The 25,626-nt window shown below is 66.8% G+C and carries 23 protein-coding genes; 14 read left to right on the top strand and 9 right to left on the bottom strand.

The annotated features are described in order from the left end of the window. Positions 1 to 19: 19 nt before the first annotated feature. The 5 genes from WHH00_RS16690 to WHH00_RS16670 all read left to right on the top strand — a co-directional run bounded on the left by WHH00_RS16690 (position 20) and on the right by WHH00_RS16670 (position 4,250). On the top strand, positions 20 to 919 hold the full coding sequence (locus tag WHH00_RS16690; RefSeq protein ID WP_406634507.1) for an NAD(P)-dependent oxidoreductase: 900 nt from the start codon (positions 20 to 22) through the stop codon (positions 917 to 919). A 135-nt stretch (positions 920 to 1,054) separates the two neighbouring features. Then, on the top strand, positions 1,055 to 2,473 hold the full coding sequence (locus WHH00_RS16685; protein WP_406634505.1) for a GntP family transporter: 1,419 nt from the start codon (positions 1,055 to 1,057) through the stop codon (positions 2,471 to 2,473). Next, a complete protein-coding gene (locus WHH00_RS16680; protein ID WP_406634502.1) occupies positions 2,473 to 3,324 on the top strand; it encodes a class II fructose-bisphosphate aldolase in 852 nt (283 codons plus the stop codon). Before WHH00_RS16685 ends, WHH00_RS16680 begins: the two co-directional genes overlap by 1 nt. 91 nt (positions 3,325 to 3,415) lie before the next feature. Next, the gene (locus tag WHH00_RS16675) at positions 3,416 to 3,820 is read left to right on the top strand and encodes a DUF1304 domain-containing protein (RefSeq protein ID WP_406634500.1); all 405 of its coding nucleotides are present in this window, start codon (positions 3,416 to 3,418) and stop codon (positions 3,818 to 3,820) included. A gap of 100 nt (positions 3,821 to 3,920) precedes the next feature. Further along, entirely contained in the window at positions 3,921 to 4,250 is a 330-nt protein-coding gene (locus tag WHH00_RS16670) for a GNAT family N-acetyltransferase (RefSeq protein WP_231457101.1), read from the top strand. A 72-nt stretch (positions 4,251 to 4,322) separates the two neighbouring features. Here WHH00_RS16670 and WHH00_RS16665 read toward each other — a convergent pair whose 3' ends face one another. Continuing rightward, positions 4,323 to 4,634, bottom strand: a complete 312-nt coding sequence (locus WHH00_RS16665; protein ID WP_406634497.1) for a hypothetical protein — start codon at positions 4,632 to 4,634, stop codon at positions 4,323 to 4,325. 193 nt (positions 4,635 to 4,827) lie between these two features. Next, positions 4,828 to 5,172, bottom strand: a complete 345-nt coding sequence (locus tag WHH00_RS16660) for a hypothetical protein (protein WP_406634495.1) — start codon at positions 5,170 to 5,172, stop codon at positions 4,828 to 4,830. A 282-nt stretch (positions 5,173 to 5,454) separates the two neighbouring features. Between WHH00_RS16660 and WHH00_RS16655 the strand changes: the two genes are divergently transcribed. The 5 genes from WHH00_RS16655 to WHH00_RS16635 are packed head-to-tail and all read left to right on the top strand — an operon-like array spanning position 5,455 to position 11,922. Next, complete coding sequence (locus WHH00_RS16655; protein WP_406638647.1) at positions 5,455 to 7,101, top strand: pyridoxal phosphate-dependent decarboxylase family protein; 1,647 nt, start codon at positions 5,455 to 5,457, stop codon at positions 7,099 to 7,101. Further along, entirely contained in the window at positions 7,098 to 8,528 is a 1,431-nt protein-coding gene (locus WHH00_RS16650; RefSeq protein ID WP_406634493.1) for a lysine N(6)-hydroxylase/L-ornithine N(5)-oxygenase family protein, read from the top strand. The genes WHH00_RS16655 and WHH00_RS16650 overlap by 4 nt, the downstream gene beginning before the upstream one ends. After that, the gene (locus tag WHH00_RS16645; protein WP_406634491.1) at positions 8,525 to 9,136 is read left to right on the top strand and encodes a GNAT family N-acetyltransferase; all 612 of its coding nucleotides are present in this window, start codon (positions 8,525 to 8,527) and stop codon (positions 9,134 to 9,136) included. The genes WHH00_RS16650 and WHH00_RS16645 overlap by 4 nt, the downstream gene beginning before the upstream one ends. After that, a complete protein-coding gene (locus WHH00_RS16640) occupies positions 9,133 to 11,109 on the top strand; it encodes an IucA/IucC family protein (RefSeq protein WP_406634489.1) in 1,977 nt (658 codons plus the stop codon). Before WHH00_RS16645 ends, WHH00_RS16640 begins: the two co-directional genes overlap by 4 nt. A gap of 9 nt (positions 11,110 to 11,118) precedes the next feature. Beyond that, positions 11,119 to 11,922: an SDR family NAD(P)-dependent oxidoreductase gene (locus WHH00_RS16635; RefSeq protein WP_406634487.1), complete on the top strand. Its 804-nt coding sequence runs from the start codon at positions 11,119 to 11,121 to the stop codon at positions 11,920 to 11,922. On the opposite strand, the gene WHH00_RS16630 is transcribed toward WHH00_RS16635, so the two are convergent. Together WHH00_RS16630 and WHH00_RS16625 are read right to left on the bottom strand one after the other, a co-directional pair. Further along, positions 11,872 to 12,981, bottom strand: coding sequence for an FUSC family protein (locus WHH00_RS16630; protein WP_406634485.1), 1,110 nt, complete (start codon positions 12,979 to 12,981; stop codon positions 11,872 to 11,874). The two genes, WHH00_RS16635 and WHH00_RS16630, sit on opposite strands and share 51 nt — an antisense overlap. Positions 12,982 to 13,212: 231 nt before the next feature. Continuing rightward, positions 13,213 to 14,829: an MFS transporter gene (locus WHH00_RS16625; RefSeq protein ID WP_400515906.1), complete on the bottom strand. Its 1,617-nt coding sequence runs from the start codon at positions 14,827 to 14,829 to the stop codon at positions 13,213 to 13,215. A 524-nt stretch (positions 14,830 to 15,353) separates the two neighbouring features. On the opposite strand from WHH00_RS16625, the gene WHH00_RS16620 reads away from it, so the two are divergent. Next, a complete protein-coding gene (locus WHH00_RS16620; RefSeq protein ID WP_406634483.1) occupies positions 15,354 to 15,614 on the top strand; it encodes a hypothetical protein in 261 nt (86 codons plus the stop codon). A 156-nt stretch (positions 15,615 to 15,770) separates the two neighbouring features. Here the strand turns inward: WHH00_RS16620 and WHH00_RS16615 are convergent, their stop codons facing one another. Continuing rightward, on the bottom strand, positions 15,771 to 18,263 hold the full coding sequence (locus WHH00_RS16615) for an ATP-dependent DNA ligase (RefSeq protein ID WP_406634481.1): 2,493 nt from the start codon (positions 18,261 to 18,263) through the stop codon (positions 15,771 to 15,773). Between the two features lie 40 nt (positions 18,264 to 18,303). On the opposite strand from WHH00_RS16615, the gene WHH00_RS16610 reads away from it, so the two are divergent. The 3 genes from WHH00_RS16610 (at position 18,304) to WHH00_RS16600 (ending at position 20,959) form a co-directional block, all read left to right on the top strand. Next, positions 18,304 to 19,470: a Ku protein gene (locus WHH00_RS16610; RefSeq protein WP_406634479.1), complete on the top strand. Its 1,167-nt coding sequence runs from the start codon at positions 18,304 to 18,306 to the stop codon at positions 19,468 to 19,470. A gap of 210 nt (positions 19,471 to 19,680) precedes the next feature. Then, complete coding sequence (locus tag WHH00_RS16605) at positions 19,681 to 20,538, top strand: class I SAM-dependent methyltransferase (RefSeq protein ID WP_406634477.1); 858 nt, start codon at positions 19,681 to 19,683, stop codon at positions 20,536 to 20,538. Next, the gene (locus tag WHH00_RS16600) at positions 20,528 to 20,959 is read left to right on the top strand and encodes an SRPBCC domain-containing protein (protein WP_406634475.1); all 432 of its coding nucleotides are present in this window, start codon (positions 20,528 to 20,530) and stop codon (positions 20,957 to 20,959) included. The genes WHH00_RS16605 and WHH00_RS16600 overlap by 11 nt, the downstream gene beginning before the upstream one ends. A gap of 153 nt (positions 20,960 to 21,112) precedes the next feature. On the opposite strand, the gene WHH00_RS16595 is transcribed toward WHH00_RS16600, so the two are convergent. The 4 genes from WHH00_RS16595 to WHH00_RS16580 form a co-directional block, all read right to left on the bottom strand. Further along, complete coding sequence (locus WHH00_RS16595) at positions 21,113 to 21,391, bottom strand: HPr family phosphocarrier protein (RefSeq protein WP_102978216.1); 279 nt, start codon at positions 21,389 to 21,391, stop codon at positions 21,113 to 21,115. A gap of 64 nt (positions 21,392 to 21,455) precedes the next feature. Further along, a complete protein-coding gene (locus WHH00_RS16590; protein ID WP_406634472.1) occupies positions 21,456 to 23,504 on the bottom strand; it encodes a fructose-specific PTS transporter subunit EIIC in 2,049 nt (682 codons plus the stop codon). A 2-nt stretch (positions 23,505 to 23,506) separates the two neighbouring features. After that, positions 23,507 to 24,514: a 1-phosphofructokinase family hexose kinase gene (locus WHH00_RS16585; RefSeq protein WP_406634470.1), complete on the bottom strand. Its 1,008-nt coding sequence runs from the start codon at positions 24,512 to 24,514 to the stop codon at positions 23,507 to 23,509. After that, on the bottom strand, positions 24,511 to 25,317 hold the full coding sequence (locus tag WHH00_RS16580) for a DeoR/GlpR family DNA-binding transcription regulator (RefSeq protein ID WP_406634468.1): 807 nt from the start codon (positions 25,315 to 25,317) through the stop codon (positions 24,511 to 24,513). The genes WHH00_RS16585 and WHH00_RS16580 overlap by 4 nt, the downstream gene beginning before the upstream one ends. Positions 25,318 to 25,626: the final 309 nt, after the last annotated feature.

Genomic DNA, 25,626 nt, shown 5'->3' with positions numbered 1-25,626 from the left:
ACATTCAATGGAGAACACCATGACCAGCAACTACACCATCACCGTCCTGGGCCTCGGTGCCATGGGCCTGCCCATGGCCACCCGGCTGGCATCCCAGCTCACCGTCCACGGCTTCGACATCGCTGAACCCCGGCTGAAGCTCGCTGAAGAAGCCGGCATCGCCACGTTCGCCACCGCCCGTGAAGCCGCCAAGGGCGCCGACGCCGTGCTCCTGGCTGTCCGCAACGGCGAACAGCTCAACGATGTCCTCTTCGGCGAGAACGGCGTGGCCTCGGTGCTGGAGCGCGGCGCCGTCGTCATCCTCGGCAGCACCGTGGGCACCGAAGCCATCCCCGCCACGGTTGAAAAGCTTGCCGAGTACGGCGTCGAGCTTGTTGATGCCCCGCTGTCCGGCGGCCCGAAGCGCGCCGGGGAAGGCGACCTGCTGATCGTCGTCGGCGCTTCACCGGAAGCCCGCGAGAAGGCGGCCCCCGCGCTCGAACTGCTGGCCTCCACCCTGACCGTGGTGGGCGACAAGCCCGGCGACGGGCAGGCCCTCAAAACCGTCAACCAGCTCCTCTGCGGTATCCACATCGCTGCGGCGGCGGAAGCCATGGCCCTCGCCGACGCACTGGGACTGGACCAGGCAAAGACCCTCGCCGCCCTCGAAGCCGGCGCCGCAGGCTCGTTCATGCTGTCCAACCGTGGCCCCCGGATCCTTGAGGCCTACAACGAGGAAGGTGCCGAGGTGCTGTCCCGCCTGGACATCTTCGTCAAGGACATGGGCATCGTGGGCAAAGCCACCCGCGCGGCCGGACTTGCGGCCCCGGTTGCCGCAGCCGCCGAGCAGCTCTACCTCCTGGGCCAGGCCCAAGGACTCGCCGCCGCCGATGACTCCGCCGTCATCAAGGTGGTCGCCCCCACCAAGCGCACCAAATAATCCCACCTTCCCCCAAACGTGCGACGGCGGCGGTCCCCCCTCCGCCGTCGTCGCACCCTCCCTGCCGTTCCCCCGGCATTCCCCTAGAAAAACCAGCTCGCTAGTCTTAACTGGCGATGTCAAAGGAGACACACGATGAGCGCATTAGCTCTCCTGGCCATAGCAGCAGCGGGCGTCGCCCTGTTGCTCGTGGCCGTCATCAAGTTCAAGATCCCCGCCTTCCTCGCCCTTCTGGTGGTCAGCGTCGCCGTTGCCCTGGTGGCCGGCATCCCCCTGCCGGACGTCATCAAGACCGTTACCGAAGGCATGGGCGGAACCCTCGGGTCAGTGGCCATCCTGGTTGGCCTCGGCGCCATGCTCGGCAAGATGATCGAGATTTCCGGCGGTGCGCAGTCGCTGGCCGGGAAGTTCACGCAGCTGCTCGGCCCGCGCCGGGTCATCGCAGCGTTGACCGCCGCAGCCTTCCTGCTGGCCATCCCCGTCTTCTTCGACGTCGGATTCATCATCCTGATTCCCATCATCTACGGCTTCGCCAAGGCCGCCGGCGTCAACCCCGTCAAAATCGGCCTTCCGGTGGGCGCCATCATGCTCGCCATCCACGTTGTTGTCCCGCCGCACCCCGGCGTTGTGGGCGGCGCAGGCATCCTCGGCGCCGATATCGGCTGGACCACCATCCTGGGCCTCGTGCTGTGCATCCCGGTCGGCGTCCTTGGCTACTTCGTGGCCCGACGGCTGAACCGCCGCGAATTCACCATGCTTCCCGCCACCGCCGAGCAGTTCCGCCTCTTCGGCACCGGCACGTCCCAGGTTGAACAGGAAGCGGCGCAGGGGACCTCCTCAGTTGCCGTCAGGAACCAGGTGAAGACGGCCCCCAGCCCGGCCATGATCATCACGCTCATCGTCCTGCCCATCCTGATGATCATGGTTGGCACCGTGGGTGCAGTCATCCTGCCCAAGGATTCCTTCCCCGCCCAGCTCGCCGCATTCATTGGCGCCCCGCTGATCGCCCTGCTCACCGCCCTCGGCCTGGCGTACTACTTCCTGGGAATCCGCCGCGGCTGGTCCTCCCAGCACACCGGCGAAGTCATGGACTCGGCCCTGGCTCCCACGGCCATCGTCATCCTGGTCACCGGCGCCGGCGGCGTCTTCGGCAAGGTCCTCACGGTCTCCGGCATCGGCAAGGCCCTCGCCGAAGGGCTGCAGACCGCAGGCCTTCCGGTCATCGTGATGGCGTTCATCCTCGCCGCCATCCTGCGCGCATCCCAGGGCTCCGCCACCGTAGCGATCATCACCACCTCCGGCCTGCTGGCAGCATCCGTTGCCGACGGCGGGTTCTCACCCATCCAGACGGCCCTCATCCTGGTTGCCATCGGCTTCGGCGCATTCGGACTCAGCCACGTCAACGACTCCGGCTTCTGGATCGTCACCCGGTACCTGGGCCTGTCCGTGGCTGACGGCCTGAAAACCTGGACCGTGCTCACCACCATCCTGGGCCTGGCCGGGTTTGCCCTGACCTTCCTGGTGTGGATCCTCGTGGGCGGCCTGGGCGTCTGATGCGCACCCGGCTCGACCACCTGGTCACCTCTGCACTCCAGCACGGCTCCGCCGTCCCGGCCTTCACCTGCTACGACTTCACCACCGCCATGGCCGTGGTGGCCGCAGCGGAGGAGGCGGGCCGCGGCGCCATCCTGCTGGTGGCTCCCAAGACCGCCGCCACGCCCAACGGCCTGCGCCTCATCGGAGCCGTCCGCGGCCTCGCTGACGCCGCCTCCGTGCCCGTGGCCGTGCAGCTTGACCACGCAACGGACCTTCAGGTGATGGCCGACGCCGTCGCGGCAGGGGCGGATTCCGTCCTCGCCGACGGCTCCGCCTTGCCTTACGAGGACAACATTGCGCTGGTCCGCGAGGCGCGGGCGTTGCTGGGCCCTGACGTGGTGCTTGAAGCCGAGCTTGGCGGCCTTCCCGGTGACGAGGACCGCGCCTTCGGTGCAGACCAGTCCGGCGTGGCCGTGGCCGGTCTGACCGATTCGGCGCTGGTCGAGGACTTCGTGTCCCGGACCGGCGCGGAACTGCTCGCCGTCGCGGTGGGGAACGTGCACGGCAAGTACAAGGGGGAGCCGCAGCTGCGCTGGGACGTCCTGCAGGACATCGCGGTGCGGACGCACATTCCACTGGTGCTGCATGGCGCCTCCGGAATTCCCGCGGAGGAGCTGGTGAAGGCAGCCGCCATGAACGTTGGCAAGGTCAACTTCAACACCGAGCTCCGCACCGGGGTACTCGCCACCCTGCAGGACCAACTGCCGGGCCACCGGTCCGACGGCGAAAACCTGCAGGGGCTCCTGGGCCACTGGAACAGCTCGGCCCGCGCCTTCGCTGCCACCACGCTGGCGACGCTCACGCGCTGACGTCCACTCGAGGTTTGTCCAGCCGGGCTGGAACCCGCGGGGCCTGCATCCGAGGACAAAAACTCCAGGAGGGGGAGGCTAGGATCAACCCATGATCCTGGCCTCCCTCTTTTTTGCCCTCCTGGCCGCAGTGCTACACATCTATATCTTCACCATGGAGTCCATCACCTGGACCAGGCCAGCTACCTGGAAGCGCTTCGGAGTGGCCAGCCAGGCTGACGCGGAGACCACCAAAGCGCTTGCTTACAACCAGGGTTTCTACAATTTGTTCCTGGCCGCGGGAGCCCTTGCGGGGGCAGGTTTCGTGGCGCTGGCACCGGAGGATCCGGTCCTCGCAGCCGCAGGCTGGACCCTGGTCTTTAGCTCCTGCGGCTCCATGCTGCTGGCCTCGCTCGTCCTGGCGCTGTCCGGCAGGAAGTACCTCCGCGCCGCCGCAACCCAGGGTGCCACGCCGCTGCTCGCCGTCGTGCTCGGCGTAGCCGCCCTTGCTGCCTAGCCGCGGTGGACCCTCCCGGGCCTGGACGGATTTCCGCCCGGGGAATGACAGCGGGGGAGGAGCCATTGCCACCGGAGTGAAGTAGTGCCACTGTCGAACCATGACCGAGAACATGACGTCCACCGAAGACCAGTTCAGCCCTGACGTTTCACTGGCACGCAATGATGCAGACCACCGGTACGAGTTGCGGGTGGACGGGAAACTGGCTGTCCAAACCTTCTTCAAGGACAAGCCCGGGCACATCGACTTCAGCCACACCGAAACCACGGAGGGCTTCGAAGGCCAGGGCCTGGGGAAGGTGCTGGCCCACTTCGCGCTCGATGACGTGGTAGCCACCGGCAAACGGATCATTCCCCATTGCCCCTTCATCGCAGCCTATCTGCGGAAGCATGAGGGCTACGAACAGTTCGTTGACTGGCCGGAGGGCTGACGCTCTGGCTGCGCGGCCCTGCTGGTCAGCCGCCCGGGCGGGACGTGCCGGGAACCGGTGGTGCGGCAGCAGTCAGCTGGCCAGGGCGTGCCCGCTGAGGACCGGCGCGTCGATGGTGAAACCACAAGCGCACCGGTAGGTCTCCACGTGCTCGGAAACCGGGCCGGCTCCCATCGGTACTACCGTGGCTTCGTCGACGTACACGGGCAGCCGGACAGGCATATCTTCGGGATCCACCCGCTGCATTGGGGCGCGGCAGTGCATGCGGGAGTTAAGCGTGAGCAGCAGCCCCATGTCCGCTGGTTCAGTGGAGTCCAGCGGAGTGTTTGCCCGTGCGCCGGTTTCTCCGGGCGCCGTAAGCTGGTGGTCTGCAACGGTGGTCATGATGGGTCATCCTTGGGCTTCTTCACGGAACTGCCGGCGTTGGCGGCCCCGCCGCGAACTGCTTGCGGAGGTTCGTTTACCCCAATACCTAAGCATGCTTACTAATCCCCGGGCAAATCCGCGTGTGACCCAGTCCACGCCAGGATCGTGTTCCGCAGTGCGGACGATGCGTCCCGGCCGGCACGGAACCTCCCTAGCGGCGCCGGCGCTGCCACTGTACGGCATGCCAGAACAGCAGGCAGACCAGCGCTGCGAGTCCGGCGAAAATCGCATAAGGGGCGAAGGTGAACACAAGGAAAGATGTTGGCATTCCTCCGGCGGAGGGGCCCACCATGGAATTCGCATTGAGGAACACCCAGGCGCCTCCGCCGATGAGCGCGGCGGCAAGGAGCCAGAGGGCGGCAATAAACGGGTTGACGGTCAAGGCGCTGCCTCCGCCATAGCCTTCCTCCCTGTCGGCGGGGGCTTCGCTGCGGACGGGGTTCCCGTCGGGGTCCACTTCCCGGAATCCCACTGCGCCTGCTGTTCCCTGCTCCATGCATCCCCCTGATTGCGTTGCAGCCCGGACGTGCTGCTGGTGAGCCAACCCTAGGCCGGGAGGGTCACCCGCGTCTTGTCATGCGCCCCCGACTGAAACGGGGGAATTGTGAAGCAGATTGCCGCCAGCCGCCAGTCAATGACGGCCCGACGGGCCTAAAAGCGGGGGAATTTAGTCATTTCTGGAAATACATCACAGAAGTTTGATTAAAAGGGTTACCTAAGTAAGGCTGTCCTTTGTGATTTTTTGTGATTCCCGACAGAAGGACGACCAGTGCCGCTGATGCCCCGCCTTGATGAGACAAATCTGGATGAGCCCGCCAACTCCCCGTCAGCGCCTGGCCCGCGGGAACACAGCCCACTGCTACAGGGCCCGCTGGAACAGGGCCCACTGGGGCAGGGCCAGGACTTCGGCTCCCGCGTGGAACTTGCCCTGGGCGCCACCAACCACCTCCTCAATTCCCGCAACTCGCCGCGCTACGTCGCCCATGTCCTGCAGGGCGTCACTGCCGTGGCCACCAAGCTGGAGCGGACCACGCAGCCGTTCACTGGCGTCGAGCCCGCTGGCATGAAAGCCCGCGTAGGTGCCGTGGACCTCGACACCCCGCTCCCGGATACGGCAGCCGCGTTGCAGGAACTCGAGGACGTGTACCTGCGCGACGCCGTCTACTTCCACGACCCCAAGTACGCGGCTCACCTGAACTGCCCCGTGGTGATTCCGGCCCTGGTGGGGGAGGCCATCCTGTCCGCGGTCAATTCCTCCATGGACACCTGGGACCAAAGTGCCGGCGCCACCATGATTGAGCGTCGGCTCATCGACTGGGCGGCCGAACGGCTGCACCTCGGCGGGAGCGCGGACGGCATCTTCACTTCCGGCGGAAGCCAGTCCAACCTGCAGGCACTGCTGATCGCGCGCAACCACGCAGTGGCCGGCCTCCGGCAGGACCCGGCACGTGCCGGCCTCCGCCTGCCGGCGCTGCTGGACTCCCTGCGGATCTTCACCTCGGAGGACAGCCACTTCAGCATCCAAAAGTCGGCCTCCATGCTGGGCCTGGGGTTCGACGCCGTCATCTCCGTGCGGTGCACGCCTGACCACCGGATGGATCCCGCGGCCCTCGCCGAGGCAATGGCGGACGCACGCAGCGCCGGCCTGGTCCCCATGGCAGTGGTGGCCACCGCCGGAACCACGGACTTCGGGGCGGTGGACCCGCTCGCGGAAACGGCTGCGCTCGCCAGGGCCTACCGTGCGTGGTTCCACATCGACGCCGCCTACGGGGGCGGGCTGATGGTGTCCGGCCGGTACCGCCGCCTCCTTGACGGAACGCGGCTGGCGGACTCGGTCACCGTGGACTTCCATAAGACCTTCTTCCAGCCGGTCAGTTCCAGCGCCCTGCTGGTCCGGGACGGGAGCATGCTGCGCCACATCACCTACTACGCCGACTACCTGAACCCGGAAAGCGCAGCCCTGGCCGACATCCCCAACCAGGTGGACAAGAGCATCCAGACCACCCGCCGGTTCGATGCCCTGAAACTGTGGCTCACCCTGAGGATCATGGGAGCGGACGCTATCGGCGCCCTGTTTGACGAAGCCATCGACCTTGCAGCCCGCGTGGGCACGGTCCTGGCGGCGGATGACGACTTTGAACTGGCCGCCCCGCCGCAGCTCAGCACCCTCGTGTTCCGCTACCGGCCCCGCCTGGAAGAGGGGGAGAGGCTGTCCGAGGACGCTGCCGATGCGCTGAACCCGGCTATCCGCGCGGCCGTCTTCGCCTCAGGGGAAGCGGTTGTGGCGGGAACAAAGGTGGCCGGCCGGCACTACCTGAAGTTCACCCTGCTCAACGCCGAGGCCACGCTGGAGGACATCGCCGGAATCATCCACCTCCTGCGCCGTACCGGCGCCGGGCTGCTGCAGGCCGAGGTGGCCGCATGAGCCGCATCTACGACTTTGCTGCCGTCGGCGTCGGGCCTTTCAACCTGGGGCTGGCCGCACTCAGCGAGCCGGTGGAAGGCCTTGAGGGCATCTTCCTGGAGCAGCGCGATTCCTTCGACTGGCACCCTGGCATGATGCTGGAACCGGCCCACCTGCAGGTTCCCTTCATGGCGGACCTCGTTACCCTGGCGGATCCCACCTCGCCCTATTCGTTCCTCAACTTCCTCAAGCAGACCGGGCGGCTGTACCGCTTCTATATCCGGGAAAACTTCTACCCGCTCCGGGCCGAGTACAACCAGTACTGCCAGTGGGTGGCCGGGCAGTTGCCGTCGGTCCGTTTTGGCACGGCTGTGCTGGATGTAACGTACGACGACGGCGTGTACAGGCTTTCAGTGTCCGGCCCGGGCGGGCAGGAGGTGCTGCTGGCGCGGCGGCTGGTGCTGGGCACGGGCACCTCGCCGTACGTCCCGTCGCCGGCCGAGGGCATTGTTGCTGAGGCTGCCGCCGACGGCAGCAGAGTGGCCCTCCACAATGCCGACTACCTGTCCCGGAAGGCGGAGCTGCAGCAGCAGAGCAGCATTACCATCCTGGGCAGCGGCCAGAGCGCGGCGGAGATCTTCTACGACCTGCTGCAGGAGGCGGACGCGCACGGCTACCAGTTGAACTGGGTCACCCGCTCCGGCCGGTTCTTCCCCCTGGAGTACACCAAGCTGACCCTGGAGATGACTTCCCCGGAATATGTGGACTACTTCCACGGCCTGCCGCAGCACCAGCGCGACCATTTGAACAAGACCCAGAAGAACCTCTACAAGGGCATCAACTCCGATCTGATCGACGCCATCTATGACCTCCTTTACACCAGGAGCATCTCCGGAATGGTGGACACGCAGCTGCTGACGCACTCGTCCCTGACCGCCGCGCAGTGGAACCCGGCGGCCGGAACCCACACGCTGCACCTGAGGCACGAAGAGCAGGGCACCTCCTACACCCTGGACACCGGCGCCGTGGTGCTCGCCACCGGCTACAGCTACCGGGAGCCGGCATTCCTGGCAGGCATCCAGGAGCACATCGCACGGGACAGTGCCGGCAGGTTCGCGGTGGACCGGAACTACAGCGCCGGCGTCCGGCCCGGGGAAATCTTCGTCCAGAACGCCGAGCTGCATACCCACGGCTTCGTCACCCCGGACCTCGGCATGGGCGCGTACCGGAACTCCTGCATCCTGCGGGAAATCACCGGCAGGGAGGTGTATCCGGTGGAGGAGAGCATCGCCTTCCAGCACTTCGGGGCGCCCCCGGCCCCGGGCCCCGGAGTGGTAGGACGAGCCGTCCGTGGGGCTGAAAACACCGCAGCTCCCGGCAGCGCAGCATCTGGCACTTCGGCTTCCGGCATCTCGGCTTCCGACGTCGGGGCGGGGGTGCCGGCATGAGGTTTACGTTCCGATGCCTGGATGCCGCAGCCGACGCCGCACTTGTACACAGCTGGGTGACCCGGCCCTACGCTTCGTTTTGGGGCATGCTTTCTGCCACCGTGGAAGACGTTGCCCGGGAGTACGCAAAGATCCAGTCCAGCGGCCACCACCACGCGCTGCTGGGGCTCGACCGCGGCATGCCCGCCTTCCTGATGGAGGAATACCAGCCGGCAGCCTCGCCGCTGGCGGGCGTTTACCCCGTCCTGCCCGGTGACGTGGGGATGCACCTGCTGGTGGCCCCGCCGTCGGACGGTCCCGAGCCCGGCTACACCGCAGCGGTGATGGACGCCGTCCTGGCCCGCCTGTTCAGCGAGCCCGGTGTGGAGCGCATCGTGGTGGAACCGGATGCGCGGAACACAAAGATCCATGCCCTCAACAAACGGCTGGGCTTCCAGCCTGCCGGCGTGGTGGCCCTTCCGGACAAGGAAGCGCTGCTGAGCTTCTGCCACCGGTCCGACTACCTCGCCGCCCGCACCGCCCTGCAAGCCACCACAGCCTTGCCAGCGGCCACCGCCCGGCAAGCCACCCCGTCCCGTCCGCTTATCTCCCAGGGAGCATCACTGTGACCATCCAGCTCGAACCAACCAGCACCGTGCCCGCGTCCACCAAGCCCGCACCCGCCAATGCCACACCCGCGCCAAGCACCACCGCCCCAGCAGGCACCGCCGCAGTCCCCGGCGTCACCCAGCCAGCCGGCCAGGTCCCGCACCTCACGGCAGGGGCCTGGGCCAGGGCCAACCGGCACCTGCTGCGGAAGGCGCTCGCCGAGTTTTCCCACGAGCGGATCCTTGTCCCCGAACCCGAACCGGAATCCGAACCCGAACCCGCGAACGGAAGCGTCAGCTACCGGGTCAGCAGCGCCGACGGCACGCACCAGTACCGCTTCGACGCGCGGATCCTGGAACTGGACCACTGGTCCATTGACGCGGCGTCCATCCGGCACTTCCGGGACGGCACCGAAGCGCCGCTGGACGTGCTCGAGTTCATCACGGCGTTCCACGAAACCCTTGGCATCAATATCCAGATGCTGCCCGTCTACCTCGAGGAGATCAGCAGCACCCTGGCAAGCCACGCGTACAAGCAACGGGCAGGCCAGCCGTCGTCCGCCCAACTGGCGGCCGGCATCACCGGCGGGCGCAACCCGGCCGCGGACTTCCAGGCCATCGAGCGCAGCATGACCGAAGGCCACCCGTGCTTCGTTGCCAACAACGGGCGGCTGGGGTTCGGCATCAACGATTATCACGCCTTCGCCCCGGAAACCGGCGCCCCTGTCCTGCTGGAATGGATCGCCGTGCACCGGAGCAACGCCGTCTTCACCTCCGCCGAAGGGCTCGACTACCGGTCCCACCTGGGCGCCGAACTGGGCCCCCTGCTGGGCAGCTTCCATGCCCGGCTCCACGCGCTGGGACTGGACCCGGACCACTACTTCCTGATGCCGGTCCACCCGTGGCAGTGGGAGAACAAGCTGGCAGTCACCTTCGCCGCGGAGATTGCCCTGCAGCGCATCGTCCATCTGGGAAGCGGGACTGACGGCTACCAGGCCCAGCAGTCCATCCGCACGTTCTTCAACGTCACGGCACCGGAGCGGAGCTACGTCAAGACCGCCATGTCCGTCCTGAACATGGGTTTCATGCGCGGCCTGTCGCCCCAGTACATGAAAGCCACGCCGGCCATCAACGAGTGGCTGCGGACCCTGATCCTGGAGGACCCCGCCCTACAGCAGCGCGGCTTCACCATGATCGCCGAGGTGGCAGCAATCGGCTACCACAACGGGTACTACGAAGCCGGGTCCGCACCCGGCTCCCCCTACCGCAAGATGCTCTCCGCCCTCTGGCGCGAAAGCCCCCTGCCGCTGCTGGCGGACGGGCAGCAACTGGCCACCATGGCCTCGCTCCTGCACACCGATTCCGCCGGCAAGCCCATGGCTGCGGCCTTAATTGAGCGCTCCGGCCTGAGCCCGGAAGAGTGGCTGCGGCGCTACTTCGAGGCCTACCTCGTCCCGCTGGTCCACTGCCTCTACCGGTACGAGCTGGCCTTCATGCCGCACGGCGAGAACGTGATCCTGGTGCTTGAGGACGGCGTTCCGGTCAAGGCCATCATGAAGGACATCGCTGAAGAGATCGTGGTGATGGGGGACAGGCTGGAGCTCCCCGGGGACGTGTCCCGGATCAAGGCGGACATCCCGGACGGCGAACGGGTTCTGGCTATCTTCACCGATGTCTTCGACTGCATCTTCCGCTTCCTGGCCGCCCTCCTGGATGATGACGGCACACTGTCCCAGGATGACTTCTGGCGCACGGCCGCGGAAGCCATCAAGGACTACCAGGCCCGGCATCCCGAACTTGCGGGCCAGTTCGCCCGCCACGACCTCTTCGCGGCGGACTTCGAACTGTCCTGCCTCAACCGGCTCCAGCTCCGCAACAACCAGCAGATGCTGGACCTGACCGACCCCTCCGGAGGACTCCAGATGGCCGGCCGGCTGGCCAACCCCCTGGCCAAATTCCGTGCAGAACAGGCCGCAGAGGAGGGATCTGGCTAGGCTTGCCCCATGACCCCAGACGGTCCCCATGCACCCGCAAGGACCACCGCCCTCATCACCGGCGCCAGCGCCGGGCTTGGCGCCGAGTTCGCCCGGCAGCTCGCCGCGCAGGGCCACAACGTGGTGCTGGTGGCCCGGAACCGGGCCCGACTCGAGGAATCCGCGGCGGAGCTGGAACGGCGCTACGGGGTCACGGCGGAAGTACTCCCGGCGGACCTGACGTCCGACGACGGCGTGGCAGCCGTCGTCGGACGCCTGTCCGATCCGGAGCGGCCGGTGGAGGTCCTGGTGAACAACGCCGGCATCGGGCTGCTGCACAACTTCGAGGACAACCCCATCGCGGAGGAGAAAAAACACCTGAAGCTGCACGGTGAAACGGCCATGGAACTGACCCACGCAGCCTTGAAAGGGATGCTGGCACGCCATTCCGGCCGGATCATCAACGTAGCCAGCATTGCGGCCTTCCTCCCGCGGGGAACGTACTCGGCTGCCAAGGCCTGGCTGGTGAGCTTCAGCCGCTGGGCCAACCTCGCGTACGGCAGGCAGGGCATCAAGGTCACCGCTGTTTGTCCGGGCTTCACCCACACGGAGTTCCACGACCGGATGGGCATGGACAAGTCGGTGGCGCCGTCCTGGGCGTGGCTGCACGCGGGGCGGGTGGTGCGTGAGGGCCTGGCGGACAACGCGCGGGGCAAAGCCGTGTCCATCCCGTCCAAGCGGTACAAGGTGGTGGCGGCCGTGGCGCGGATTGCGCCGGCGAGGCTAGTGGCGGGGCCTGCGCGGAAGCCGAAGGATGCGCGTTCGCCCCAGTAGCGCTGCCAGCGTCCGGGTCCCGGCCCGCCGGACAGCCACTACCACGGCAATCCCCACCAGCGCCCCCACCAGGGTCTCCACCCCGCGTTCCAGGATCAGGACTGTGGGGTCGATTGGGTCGGCGAGCTGGCTCATCAGCAGGATCACGGGCGTAAAGGAAACCATGGCCAGGCCGTAGTGGCGGGTCATGAACAGCTCCGTGGTGAACTGGAAGAGGACCACCAGGAGGGCCAGCACTACGGCCTGCCCGCCCGGGAAGAGCCCCGCCAGGGACCACGGAACGGGAAGGATGACGACGGCGGTCACACCAAGTCCCAGGAACGTTCCCACAATGCGGTGGACGCCGCGCCGGACGCTGCTGGGGAGGTCGGCTCCTGCCAGCGGCACGGCAGCAGCCGCCATGGCCCAGTGCGGATGGCCGCTTCCGGTCAGGACGCCCACGGTGCCGGCGGCGCCTACCGCCAGGATGTAGCGGGCAGCGTGCACCAGCAGCTCCCGGCGGCCGGCGGGGGTCACAGCAGGAACAGCCCGGACCGCGCCGCGCTGCCAGGACCTGCGGCGGATCCAGCCGCCGAAGCCCACCAGCATGGAGAACGCGGCGGACCCGGCTGCGATGAGCATGGCCACCTGCCATGGCACCACGGTGGGTACCGACGCGCAGGCCCCCAGCGCCAGGATCCCAAAAAACGGTCCGTTGGGCTTGAGCCGTACCCGGTCCGCAAAAACGGATCCGACGCCGGCCAGGGCTGCCTCCACGCCCACCAGCCACCACGAGTGGAGATGGTTGACGGACAGGAACACGCCCACCGCCACTCCCGTGAGCAGGACGACGGCGGACTGGCCCTGGTGCCGGAGCCGGAGCTGGTGCGGCTCGGACCGCCCGTACATGCCGGTCAGGGCACCGAAGACGGCGTAGATGATGAGGTCCGGGCGGCCCGCCGCCAGGAGCAGGAGGGATGGGACCGCCACGCTGAGGGCAACCCGCGCCGCAGCCAGATGGTCATTGCTGGCGGGCTCAAGCCGGTGGAGCGCGCGCACCTGCAGGAGGATCCGTTCCACGCCCACCTCCTGATGCTTTCCTGATTTGGCCCTCTGGAAGCTATCACCGGCTGGTCCGGCCGGTCATGTCCAGCGAAGATACGGGGACATGGGGCGTCATTGTGACTGGCACGCCAAAGGCCCGTCCAGCGTGCTTCCCCCAAGGAAACACGCTGGACGGGCCTTCTGAGCGGGGGCTACAGGACATGCCCCGGAAGGGTTGTGCCGCATGCGGTGCCGCGGCAGGACAGGCTAGACGCCGGCCGTAACCTTCCCGGTGCCGTTTGAGTCCGTGATGTCCTGTGTCTCGAACGGGAGTTCGTCCACGTTGATCAGCGGGTTCTCGTCCTGGGTGGCAACAAGTTCGCGGGCCTCAGCCTGGGTATCCACGCTGGGCATGGAGCCGGGCAGCGGACGCCGGGCCGATTCCTTCAGGAAGTAGATGGCCACGGCACCAATCAGCGAGGTTGCCATCAGGTAGTACGCAGGCATCATGTCGTTGCCCGTGGCGCCGATGAGGGCCGCGACGATGAACGGAGTGGTGCCGCCGAAGATCGCCACCGAGAAGTTGTAGGCGATGCCCATGGCGCCATACCGGCTGGAGGTGGGGAACTGGGCCGGGAGGGCCGAGGCCAGGTTGGCAACGTAGAACGTCACGGGGAAGGCAATCAGCGCCAAGCCGGTCAGGGTGGACCAGATCTCGCCGATGCCGATCAGCAGGAAGGCCGGAATGGCCAGGACCACTGTGCTGACTGCACCGATCCACAGGACGGGCCTGCGGCCGATCCGGTCCGACAGCTTTCCGGTCAGCGGAATGCAGAGGCTCATGACTACCAGCACGGGGATGGTCAGCAGGGTGCCGTGCACCGGATCGTAGCCCTTGGACTCCGTGAGGTAGGTGGGCATGTAGGACGTCAGGGCGTAACCGGCCGTGTTGGCGGCGGCCACCAGGACCATGGCAACGATGATGGAGCGCCAGTAGGCCTTGACGATTCCTACCGGTCCCTTGACAACGGCCCCGTCGCCGGCAGCGGCGTGCTTGGCGAGATCCTCCTGGGCGTCCATGGTTGCCTGGAACTGCGGGGATTCCTCGATCTTGCTCCGGAAGTAGACGGCGATCAGCCCCAGGGGACCGGCAATCAGGAAGGGAATCCGCCAGCCCCATTCCTCCATGGCTGCCTGGCCGAGCGTCAGCTGCAGGACGGAGACCAGGGCGGCGCCGATCGCGAAGCCCATGTAGCTGCCCAGGTCCAGGAAGCTCGCGAAGTAGCCGCGGCGTTTGTCCGGGGAGTATTCGCTGACGAACGTTGTGGCACCGGCGTACTCGCCGCCGGTGGAGAAGCCCTGGATGATCTTCAGGAGCACCAGAAGTCCGGCGGCCCACAGTCCGATCTGCGCATATCCGGGCAGGAGGCCGATGGCGAACGTGCTCGCTGCCATCAGCATCAGCGTGGCGGCGAGGACCTTCTGGCGGCCCATCTTGTCGCCCAGCCAGCCGAAAATCACTCCGCCCAGGGGGCGGGCGATGAAGGTGGCCGCGAAGGTACCCAGGAGGAAGAGGGTCTGGGTGGTGGGGTCCGATTCCGGCAGGAAGACAGGACCCATGGTGGTGATGAGGTAGCCGAACACTCCCACGTCGTACCACTCCATGGTGTTGCCCACGATGGTTCCGCCGAGGGCCTTCTTCAGCATGGGCTGGTCAACCACGTTGACGTCCGACTCTTTGAGCCGGCGCCGGGCGAGGATTTTTGGTTTCCGCGGGTTCGTGGAAGCCACCGGCGACGGCGTTCCGGGCGGTGCAGTTGGGTTGGTTCCGGAGGCGGGATTAAGGCCTGCGGAAGAGTCGGTCATGCTTCGGTCTGTGGGCATTTGGGTAACTCCTGTGGAGGTCATTTGCTTGCGACTTGTAGCTGCCCCGCTCTGGGCAGGCCTTCAATTTTACGCGAATGCCGTGGCGGAGCGCCGCCTGATGCCGTAGGATCAACCCTTTTTGGGGCCTCATGGACAACTTCCGCGGCGTTTCCCTGCCCCCGCGGATCCCTTGCCAGCACTGGGAAGAACGGCCGGTGGCGCCGTTACTGCCGGACTATTTAAGTGGTATACGCCACACTGCCGCTATTTCCGCCGCCACGGAGCCCCAAAGTGACGCGTGCCACGGCCTTTCCCGCTGTTCCGCGGCACGGGCTGCGCGCCGCCGTCGGCCCTTTCCGGCCCCGGCAAGAAGGGGGGTTCACAGGCGCGCTGCGCCTCCCTAAGGTTGTGCCATGGGAACACTCTTTTTCACTTAGGCGGACGCCTGCGGCCCGCGCCGGGCCCGCCCTCCTTCAGTCGCAAAAGGCCCAAAGCGGCCGCCCCTGGCACCACTTCATTTCACCGCGGAAAGGAAGAACAAAATGGCTGACGAAAACATGGAAAAGCAGATCAACCCGGAGGTGGCGAGCCACCTTGCCGAGGCGATGAACACCCCCGACATGCCCGGCGCGGAAGCACCGCTTGCCCCGATGGCGGGAACCGGGCAGCGCACCTGGCCGGACGGATACGGAAAGCGGCGGCACCCGAAGGAGCGGGATGCGGGCCACGGCCGTATGGGGCAGGGAGCCGCAGTGACGGCCATCCACCGCACCAGCCGGCCGCAAATGCCCCACTCATCCTGAGGGCACGCAGCGGACGCGCTAAGACTCTGACGACTTACAAGTAACGTGGCGGCACCGGGCTAACGGTGTCGCCACGTTCCTGCTTCATCGCAACCGACTTTGCGCGTCGCATAGGGACTGGAACATCCCAGAAGAACTTGCGCGCCGCAAAGCGGCTCAGCCTTCGCGCACTACCTCCGACGGTTCCTTGTCCAGCCGCCAGCCCCGCCACGCGGGATGCCGGAGCCGCCCTGTCCCGGTCCACTCGCTGTACGTCACTTCGCCCACCAGCTCAGGGGTGATCCAGTGTGCATCTGCGGCGTCCTCCCGGGGGACGTCCTGGAACGGTGATGTTTTCCTGGCCAGGCGTTCAACGGTCTGGCGAAGCTCAGTCAGCTCCCTGTAACTGAACCCGCTGCCCACCCGCCCCGCGTACTGCAGTTTCCTTCCGTCCGGGATGCCCACCAGGAGCGAGCCCACTGTGTCCTGCCGGCCGCCCTTCCCCGGACGCCAGCCGCCCACCACCACCTCCTGCGTCTGCTCCACCTTCAGCTTGGTCCAGGTGCGGGTCCGCTGCCCGCTCACGTACCGGCTGTCCGTGCGTTTGGCCATCACCCCTTCCAGGCCCAGTTCCCGTGCGCTCTCCAGGATGTGTTCCACGCGCTCCTCCAATACCGGGGAGAGCCCGGCCGGGCAGTCTGGCGCGGTGAAGAATTCCTCCAGCCGCTGCCGGCGCTTGGCGAGCGGCAGCTTCCGGAGGTCCGTTCCGCCGTCGTTCAGCAGGTCGAAGAGCATCAGCTGGACCGGGATGGCAGTCCGGGCCCGTGCCACGTCCGCCGGGCGGGTGAGCTTCATCCGTCCCTGGAGCAGGCCGAAGTCGGGCCTGCCGGACGGCCCGACGGCGATGATCTCACCGTCCGCGACGAACGGCTGTTCCGGCCAGCTCTGCCTTTCGGCCAGCTCCGGGTAGGTCCGGGTGACGTCGTTCCCGTTGCGGCTGAAAATCCGAACCGCCTTTTCATCGGCCACCAGGATGGCGCGCACCCCGTCCCACTTGAGTTCGAACTGCCAATTGCTGCCCTGCAAGTCCGCCACGTCGCCGGAAGTGGCCATCATGGGCCTGTAATCCTCGGGTCCAGGCGCGGAGGTGCCGGCTGCCGCTTTGGCGGAGGTCCCGCCGTCGTCCTGTGCCTGCCCGGCGCCCGCAGGCCCGGCAGTCTTATCCGCGGCGCCTTCCTCCGGCGCCTCCGCCTGCTCCCCGGGCCCGGACGCGTGCCTTCGCCGGCCGCCGTGGCGCTCCGGGTCCATCAGGTGGATGAGCCACTGGCCCTCGGAATCCTTTCCCTGGCCGCGGCCGGTGTGGATGAGCGCGAACTTCCTGGTCCCGCCCAAGCCGCCTCCTTCCGCGCCGGTGAGGGTGACGATGACTTCCCTGCCGTTGATCCACTTGTGCAGCTCGTAGGTTCCGTGGTCCCAGATGGTGACCTCCCCCGCACCGTACTCGCCCTTGGGGATAGTCCCTTCGAAGTCGGCGTAATCCAGGGGGTGGTCCTCGGTCTGGACCGCCAGGTGGTTCTTGCCGCTTGACTCCGGGACACCCTTGGGCAGCGCCCAGGACACCAGCACGCCCTCATGCTCCAGCCGGAAGTCATAGTGCAGGCGGCTGGCGTGGTGTTCCTGGATCACAAAGGTGTCCCCGCTGCCGGGCGCACCCGTGAACGGCTCGGGGGTTTTGGCGGGATCGCGCATGGAGCGGTACTTGCCCAGGCGGGGGTCGCCGTCGGCGTGGACGACGGCGGCGAACGGGTCCGTGCCGTCCTGCACCCGCCGCATGACCTCCTTGTAGTCGAGGTGCTTGAGGCCCGGGGAACCAATCTCCTCCCAGGTCCGGGGTGCGGCCACCCTGGGTGTGGCGCGGCCGCGGAGGGAATAGGGCACGATGGTTGTTTTGGCCGCGTTGTTCTGGCTCCAGTCCACCAGGACCTTGCCCTTGCGCAGGGTCTTTTTCATGTCGCTGACGGCAAGGTCGGGGTGGTCCGCTTCGAGGGCCCGTGCGAGCTCACGGGCGAAGGCGGAGATCTGCTCCGAGGTCTGGGACCTGTCCAGGGCGGCGTACAGGTGGATGCCCTTGCTGCCGCTCGTGACGGGGACCGGGTCCATGCCCACGTCCTGCAGGATGGTGCGGGCCAGGAGGGCCACTTCCACGCAGGCCTCCAGGCCTGCGCCTTCCCCGGGATCCAGGTCCAGGACCAGCCTGTCAGGGTTCAGCTGGCTGCCGTGGGAATCCACCTGCCACTGCGGCACATGGATTTCCAGGGAGTTGATCTGGCCGAACCAGGTAAGCGTGGCGGGGTCGTTGACCATCGGATAGTGGATGGTGCGGTCCTTGTGGGTGATTGCGGCCCGGGGGAGCCATCCCGGGGCCGAGTCCTCCAGGTTTTTCTGGAAGAACACCTCGCCGGGCTTCTCTGCGGTCCCCACGCCGTTCACCCAACGCTTTCGGGTGGCCGGCCTGTTGTACGCCGCGGGGATCAGGACGTGGGCCACGGCGGCGTAGTAGGCCAGCACGTCCGCCTTGGTGGTGCCGGTCGACGGATAGATGACCTTGTCCAGGTTGGTGAGGGTCAGTTCCCGCCCGGCGACCCGGACACGTTCCTTAGCTGCGGGCATGGGGCTTCACCTGCGGCGTTGCGTGATGTTCACTTGATGAATGAGAGCCATTTGGAAGGGTGCCATCGCGTTCGGCCTGGTCAACGTGCCTGTGAAGGTCTACAGCGCCACTGAGGATCATGACATCAGTCTGCACCAGGTCCACAACGCCGACGGCGGCAGGATCCGCTACCAGCGCCGCTGCGAGGTCTGCAGCCAGGTCATCGACTACTCGGACATCGAGAAGGCCTTCGAGGAGGACGGCCGGACGGTGGTCCTGTCCAAAGACGAGCTCAAGGCGATTCCGGCCGAGAACAGCCACGAGATTGAAGTGGTGCAGTTCGTTCCGTCGGAGCAGCTGGAGCCCATGATGTTCGAGAAGAGCTACTACCTGGAGCCGGACTCCAAGTCGCCCAAGGCCTACGTGCTGCTGCGCAGGGCGCTGGAGGACACGGACAGGGTTGCCATCGTCCAGTTCGCGCTGCGGGAGAAAACGCGGCTCGGCGCTTTGCGGATCAAGGACGACGTCCTGGTGCTCCAGTCCCTGCTCTGGCCGGACGAGGTGCGCGAGGCGAACTTCCCGTCCTTGGAGGCGGACGTCCGGATCAGCGCGCAGGAACGCGACATGTCCGCCGCCCTGGTGGAGTCCATGGCGGCGGATTTCGATCCCGCCTCGTTCACTGACGAGTACCAGGTGCAGCTCCGCCAGCTCATCGAGGCCAAGCTGGAGCAGGGTGAATCCCTGGACACGGAGGAAACCTTCGGGGTGGAGGCCGGGGAGGGCGGCAAGGGCGAAGTCATCGACCTGATGGAGGCCCTGAAGCGCAGCCTCGACCGGAAACGCGGCGGCGGGGCCGGCGCCGCGGCAGGAGCCTCGGAAGAGGACGCCGGCGGGGACTCCGGCAGCGCTGCCGGGGATGGCGGGAATGAAGCGAAGCCGGCGCGCAAGCGGTCCGCGTCCGCAAAACCCGCGGCGGCCGAGTCCGATGGGAAGCCTGCTGCCCGCAGAACCAGTTCTGCCAAATCTGATGATGACAAGGCAGGCACCGCGAAGTCCTCCGGAGCAAAGGGCACGGCAGGCAAGTCCACGGGATCCAGGACCACAGCGACAAAGTCCACGGCCGCAAAATCCGGTACGGCCAGGTCCACCGCCAAGTCCGCCGAAAAACCTGCCGCGAAAACCGCCGCGGGCAAGGCAACAGGAACGCGGGCACGCAAACCGGCGTGATGGTCCGCGGACTCCGGAGCCTGCTCCCTTGCTCAATGCCATGCCTAAGAAACTACTAAGGCTGCTTGCGTTCCGGTAGCGGCGGCCTCTTTACTGCGGGTCCTTTACAGCGGCGTCCGGTGCGTCCACAATGAGTCGCATCACAGCCTCCGCTGTGGCCCACAGCGTGCTGTCACTCACTCTGACCTGCCACCTGAGAGGGGCGCGGAAATGAACGATCAGACGGACGCAGCCACGGCGGACCGGGAGCTCAAACAGAAGCACCGGGCCATGTGGGCCTCCGGCGACTACCCGGCCCTCGCAGACGAGATGCTCCTGGAACTGGGCGCCATCCTGGTGGAAGCCTGCGGCATCACCTCCCGCAACAACGTGCTGGATGTCGCCGCCGGATCAGGCAACGCGGCCATTCCCGCGGCGATGATGGGCGCAAAGGTGGTGGCCAGCGATCTCACCCCTGAGCTCTTCGAAGCCGGCCGTCGTGAGGCAGCCAACCGCGGAGTCAGCCTGGACTGGAAGGAGGCCGACGCGGAAGCCCTGCCCTTCGCTGACGCCGAGTTCGACGTCGTGATGTCCTGCCTCGGCGTCATGTTCGCTCCCCACCACCAGCAGGCGGCTGACGAACTCCTGAGGGTGTGCAAGCCGGGCGGCACCATCGGACTCCTCCACTGGACTCCGGACGGGTTCATCGGCAAGATGTTCGCCACCATGAAGCCGTTCGCACCGCCGCCTCCGCCCGGCGCCCAGCCGGCGCCGCTGTGGGGCACCGAGGACCACATCCGGGAACTGCTGGGGGACGGGATCACGGACACCGCGGCACGCAAGCAGACACTGGCGGTGCGGAGCTTCCACCAGCCCGGCGATTTTGTCCGCTATTTCAAATCCCACTACGGCCCCACTATCTCCGTCTACAAATACATTGGGGAGGACGCGGACAAGGTCAAAGCCCTGGACCAGGCACTGACTGAACTGGCTGACTCGTTCGGTGATGCCCACGGCGACTCTCCCTTCCAGATGGAGTGGGAGTACCTGTTGTTCACGGCGAAGAAGGCCAAGGGGCATGCCGGGTGACCATGTAGCCACGTCCTCCATCACCGTGGACGCCCCCTCGGGCAGGGTATGGGACGTCATCACGGACCCCGCCGCCGCCAGGGAATTCATGTTTGGTGCCGAGCTCGCCACGGACTGGAGCGTGGGTGGACCCATCAGCTGGCGGGGCACTTGGGAGGGCAAGGAATTCGAGGACAAGGGCGTGGTCCTGGACGTGGAGCCCGGCCGAAGGCTGGTGTACACGCACTTCAGCGCTCTCGGGGGCCAGGAGGACAAGCCGGAAAACTATCACACGCTGACGTGGACACTGGAGGACCGCGGCGGGCGGACCCTGCTGGTGTTATCGCAGGATAACAACCCGAGCGCGGAGGCGGCCGCGCACTCGAAGGGCATGTGGGACCGGTTGGTGGCGGACGTGAAAAAGATCGCTGAACGCGGCTGACCCACCAACCAGGTAGCAGTAAGTGTCGTTATGGACGTCCATAACGACACTTGCTGCTACCTACTTGGGCGAGGAGGGGCTTAAAAGCCAGCGGCCGCCGTCGGGCGTTTCCTCGGAAGGGAAGGCCCGACGGCGGCCGCTGAAGCGGGTGCGCTACTCGGCGTCGTGATCCGTTTCCAGGATCTGGACCAGGTGGTTCAGCGCATCGTCCGCGCCGTTGCCCTCTGCGCGGAGGACCACAACGTCGCCGTGCGAGGCGCCCAGGCTCATGAGGGAAAGGATGCTGGCAGCATCCATGGCCTCGTCGGCCGGCTCGCCTTCACGTGCGATGGTGATGTCCAGGTCGTACTCTCCTGCGGCCTCGGCAAAGATGGCGGCGGGGCGGGCGTGCAGGCCTACTCGGCTGGCGACGGTTGCGGTGCGTTCTGGCATTGTTGCTCCTTTTGTCTTGCGGCTTGCTGTAGGTCCAGTGCCGGATAGCTGGTGGTGGTTAGGGTCAGACCGTTGCGGGAACGGGTTCCACGGTATCAGCGGTCTTGGGGGCTGCCCAGCGCTTCAGTGCCACCACGGCCAGGGCTGTGACGATGGTACCGGCAATGATCGAGAGTACGAACATCAGCACGTTGCCGATGGCGAAGAACACGAAGATACCGCCGTGGGGTGCCTGCGATGTGACGCCGAAGGCCATGGTCAGCGCGCCGGTCAGGGCGCCGCCCAGCATGCTGGCAGGGATAACGCGCAGCGGATCGGCGGCAGCGAACGGGATGGCACCCTCGGAGATGAAGGATGCACCCAGCAGCCAGGCAGCCTTGCCGTTTTCGCGCTCAGCCAGGCTGAAGAGCTTCTTGTCCAGGACGGTGGCCAGGGCCATCGCCAGCGGCGGAACCATGCCCGCTGCCATGACGGTTGCCATGATCTGCCACGGTGCCTGGTTGTCGGCGGTGCCGGCGCTCAGGCCAGCGACGGCAAAGGCGTAGGCCACCTTGTTGACGGGACCGCCGAGGTCGAAGCACATCATGAGGCCCAGGATGATCCCCAGGACCACTGCGGAGGCGCCGGTCATGCCGGACAGCCAGCTGTTCAGTGCTGCGGTGAGGCCGGCGATGGGTCCACCGAGGACCAGGAACATCAGGCCGGAGGCGAAAATCGATGCGAGCAGCGGAATGATGACAACCGGCATCAGGCCGCGCAGCCATCGGGGGACGGACCAGGTTCCAATCAGGTGGGCCATGTAGCCGGCCAGCAGGCCGCCCACGATGCCGCCCAGGAAGCCGGCACCCATGAAGCCGGAGACTGCACCGGCTACGAAACCGGGGGCGATGCCCGGACGGTCGGCGATGGCGTACGCGATGTAGCCGGCCAGCGCCGGGACCAGGAAGCCCATGGACAGGGCGCCGATCTTGAACAGCACGGCACCGAGGTAGATGGCGAGGCCGCCCTCGGGCAGGTTGCCGAAGTTGTTCTCCACCACCACGGTGTCCGCTACGTCGGTGATGTCGTAGCCACCGAGCAGGAAGCCCAGGGCGATCAGGAGGCCGCCGCCGGCGACGAACGGGATCATGTAGCTCACGCCGGTGAGCAGGGCCCTCTTGAGCTTCTGGCCGATGTGCTCGCCCTTTTCCTCGGCGTCGTGCTCGGCCTGTTCCTCGGCACCGAAGTGCGGGACGCGCCGGGCGTTCGGGTTGTCCGCGGCGGCCAGCGCTTCCTGGACCATCTTGGCGGGTTCGTCGATGCCGCGCTTGACGGGTGCGTTGATGACGGGTTTGCCCGCAAAGCGCTCCTTGCCGCGCACGTCCACGTCCACCGCGAAGATGACGGCGTCGGCAGCCGCGATCACGGCGGGGTCCAGCGGCTTGGCGCCGGAGGAGCCCTGGGTTTCCACCTGGAGGTCCACGCCCATTTCCTGGGCAGCGGCGACGAGCGAGTCGGCGGCCATGTAGGTGTGGGCGATGCCGGTGGGGCAGGCAGTCACGGCCACGAGGCGCTTGGGTCCGGCTGCGGGGGCGGCCCCGGCGGCAGAAGAACCGGCGGCGGCAGGTGAAGCAGTTGCCGTCGCAGCATCTGCGGGCGCTGCGGCTGCGTGGGCGGCCGGCTTGTCAGCCAGTGCGCCGTCCACCAGTTCCACGATCTCTTCGCGGGAGGAGGCGTTGCGCAGGGCTGCGGTGAAGTCCTTCTTGATCAGGGACCGGGCGAGCTTGGACAGCAGCTTGAGGTGCTCCTGGTCCGCGCCGTCCGGGGCTGCGATGAAGAAGATCAGGTCCGCCGGGCCGTCCTTGGCGCCGAAGTCCACCTTGGGGTTCAGGCGGGCCATGGCCAGGGTGGGTTCGGTGACGGCGGCCGAGCGGCAGTGCGGGATGGCGATGCCGCCGGGGATGCCGGTGGCGGTCTTCTGCTCGCGGGCGAAGGCGTCGGCGAAGAGGCCTTCGACTTCTGATGCGCGTCCGGTGGCAGCAACCTTGCTTGCCAGGTGTCGGATCACCGCTTCGGGGGAGTTGCCCAGGTTCTGGTCGAGCTCGACCAGTTCCGTGGTGATGAGCTGGGTCACTGTCAATCCTTTCGAAGGGCCGTGATGGTTACGGCATCCGGGGTGGTTTGGTGTACTGCCGGAACAGTGGAACCGGGCAGGGAGGCGGCTGCGGCACCGTGGGCCACAGCCTGTCGAAGGCAGTCGGCCGGGGCGGCGCCCTGGCCGTGGGCGAGCAGGTAGCCGGCAAGCGCGGAGTCGCCCGCGCCTACCGTGCTGACCGCGGCGACCGGCGGATGCGTGGCCAGCCACGCGCCGTCGGCCGTTACCAGGACAGCTCCCTTGGAACCGAGAGTTGCCAGCACAGCACCCACACCGGAACGCACGACGGCGGCAGCGGCTGCCGCGGCAGCCACCGGATCCGCTTCCAGTTCGTCAGCGGTGGCCGTAGCAAAGCCGGCTGCAGCAGCCAGTTCCGCCAGTTCTTCGGCGTTGGGTTTGAGGAGGTCCGGTTTCCCGGACCCAGTGGCGGTCCCGTCAGCGCCGGCACCGTCTCCGGACATCGCCGCGGCGAGCGGCGCTCCGGAGGAGTCCACGGCGATGCGCGGGGCGCTGCCGTTTACGGCCGCGCGGATCCGCCGCGCCGCCGTGGCATAGAAGTCTGCCGGGAACCCCGGCGGAAGGGAACCGGCCAGGACCACCCAGCTGGCGCCGCGCGAGCTTTCCAGCAGCAGCTTGATGAGGGCTTCCTGCTGGTCCTCGTCCAGTTTGGGGCCGGGTTCGTTGATCTTGGTGGTCACGCCGCCGGGCTCGGTGAGGGCCACGTTGGTACGCAGCGGCTCATCGATGGGAAGCGATACGAAGGGCACCCCGATTTCCCGCAGGCCCGCGAGGACGGGGTCGCTGTCGGCGCCGGGAAGCACCGCCACGGATTCCAGGCCGGAGGCGACGAGCGCGCGCGAAACGTTGACGCCCTTGCCCCCCGATTCCTGGCTGACGGAGACGGCACGCTGCACTTCGCCCCGTTCCAGGGGACCGGGAAGTGCAACGGTGCGGTCCAGGCTTGGGTTGGCGGTGAACGTGACGATCATGCGATCACCACGTCAACGCCGGCTTCTTCCAGGGCGGCCGCGAGTTCCGGGCCTGGTTGGCTGTCTGTAATCAAGGTGTCCAGATCTTTCAGGGAGGCGAACTGGACCAGGGTTTCCGTGTCCAGCTTGGAGGAATCGGCCAGCACCACAATGCGGCGGGCCGAACGGACGAAGGCTGCCTTGACGGCGGCTTCTTCAGGATCGGGTGTGCTCAGGCCAAAACTTGCGTGGATCCCGTTGGTGCCGATGAAGGCAATGTCGGGACGGAGCCTGGCCGCCGCTTCCACGGTTGCCTGCCCTACGGCCACCTGGGTGATGCCGCGTACCCGGCCGCCCAGGACGTCAAGGGCAATCCCGGGAACGCTGGACAGTTTGCCGGCGATGGGAACGGCGTGGGTGATGGCAACCAGTTCCGCCCGCGGTTCCGTTGCGTCGGTAGGTTCGACGGCGGCGCGGCGGGAGAGCATGTCGGCCAGGACTTCGGTGGTGGTTCCGCCGTCGATCAGGACGCTCCCCGCGGAGTTCCGCGGAATGAGGGCCAGGGCAGCCTCGGCGATGCGGATCTTCTGGTCGGGCCGCTGGATGGCCCGCTCATTGACGCTTTCCTCGGTGGTGCTGAAACGGTCAGCGGCCACGGCACCGCCGTGGACGCGGCGCACGGTGCCTGCGCTTTCGAGGGTGGCAAGGTCACGGCGGACGGTTTCCGTGGTGATGCGGAAGCGCTCGGCCAGGAGGGTCACGCTGACCCGGCCGCTGCCGGCAACAAGCTCGGCAATCTTTTGCTGGCGCTCCTCGGCGAACACATACCCTCCGTTGCGTAAGTTCAGTTGGTGCGGTGGTCCTGCGGTGCCCACATGCTGCGGTGCCCAAGCCTGGAATCAGCGGCTGCGTGACTGGCATCACATGATGTTGAGTTACTTGACTTTATCTTTGCTTGTGTTGGTTTGTCAATGGAAACCCACACGAAACAAAGTAGTGCGAAGTGTTCCCCTCATCCGCTTTGAGTTTTTGGGCAGATAAGGGGACTTCCCGGCCCCGGAACCCTGCATATCTGCCCAAAAACTCAAAGTGGGAAGCGAAAAGCCGGGCCGGACCGTACTGGTCCGGCCCGG

It is taken from the genome of Pseudarthrobacter quantipunctorum (assembly GCF_045291495.1).
In the GTDB taxonomy this organism is placed as follows: Bacteria; Actinomycetota; Actinomycetes; order Actinomycetales; family Micrococcaceae; genus Arthrobacter; species Arthrobacter quantipunctorum.
This window is presented reverse-complemented; position numbering and strand designations above follow the sequence as displayed.

Bases quoted from the DNA above. Each gene is read 5' to 3' on its own strand.
- WHH00_RS16610 (WP_406634479.1), top strand. From the start codon at position 18,304: ATGAGAGCCATTTGGAAGGGTGCCATCGCGTTCGGCCTGGTCAACGTG.
- WHH00_RS16585 (WP_406634470.1), bottom strand. From the start codon at position 24,514: ATGATCGTCACGTTCACCGCCAACCCAAGCCTGGACCGCACCGTTGCA.
- WHH00_RS16650 (WP_406634493.1), top strand. From the start codon at position 7,098: ATGAGCCGCATCTACGACTTTGCTGCCGTCGGCGTCGGGCCTTTCAAC.
- WHH00_RS16595 (WP_102978216.1), bottom strand. From the start codon at position 21,391: ATGCCAGAACGCACCGCAACCGTCGCCAGCCGAGTAGGCCTGCACGCC.
- WHH00_RS16645 (WP_406634491.1), top strand. From the start codon at position 8,525: ATGAGGTTTACGTTCCGATGCCTGGATGCCGCAGCCGACGCCGCACTT.
- WHH00_RS16620 (WP_406634483.1), top strand. From the start codon at position 15,354: ATGGCTGACGAAAACATGGAAAAGCAGATCAACCCGGAGGTGGCGAGC.
- WHH00_RS16615 (WP_406634481.1), bottom strand. From the start codon at position 18,263: ATGCCCGCAGCTAAGGAACGTGTCCGGGTCGCCGGGCGGGAACTGACC.
- WHH00_RS16635 (WP_406634487.1), top strand. From the start codon at position 11,119: ATGACCCCAGACGGTCCCCATGCACCCGCAAGGACCACCGCCCTCATC.
- WHH00_RS16625 (WP_400515906.1), bottom strand. From the start codon at position 14,829: ATGCCCACAGACCGAAGCATGACCGACTCTTCCGCAGGCCTTAATCCC.
- WHH00_RS16690 (WP_406634507.1), top strand. From the start codon at position 20: ATGACCAGCAACTACACCATCACCGTCCTGGGCCTCGGTGCCATGGGC.
- WHH00_RS16600 (WP_406634475.1), top strand. From the start codon at position 20,528: ATGCCGGGTGACCATGTAGCCACGTCCTCCATCACCGTGGACGCCCCC.
- WHH00_RS16675 (WP_406634500.1), top strand. From the start codon at position 3,416: ATGATCCTGGCCTCCCTCTTTTTTGCCCTCCTGGCCGCAGTGCTACAC.
- WHH00_RS16605 (WP_406634477.1), top strand. From the start codon at position 19,681: ATGAACGATCAGACGGACGCAGCCACGGCGGACCGGGAGCTCAAACAG.
- WHH00_RS16655 (WP_406638647.1), top strand. From the start codon at position 5,455: ATGCCCCGCCTTGATGAGACAAATCTGGATGAGCCCGCCAACTCCCCG.
- WHH00_RS16680 (WP_406634502.1), top strand. From the start codon at position 2,473: ATGCGCACCCGGCTCGACCACCTGGTCACCTCTGCACTCCAGCACGGC.
- WHH00_RS16665 (WP_406634497.1), bottom strand. From the start codon at position 4,634: ATGACCACCGTTGCAGACCACCAGCTTACGGCGCCCGGAGAAACCGGC.
- WHH00_RS16685 (WP_406634505.1), top strand. From the start codon at position 1,055: ATGAGCGCATTAGCTCTCCTGGCCATAGCAGCAGCGGGCGTCGCCCTG.
- WHH00_RS16660 (WP_406634495.1), bottom strand. From the start codon at position 5,172: ATGGAGCAGGGAACAGCAGGCGCAGTGGGATTCCGGGAAGTGGACCCC.
- WHH00_RS16670 (WP_231457101.1), top strand. From the start codon at position 3,921: ATGACCGAGAACATGACGTCCACCGAAGACCAGTTCAGCCCTGACGTT.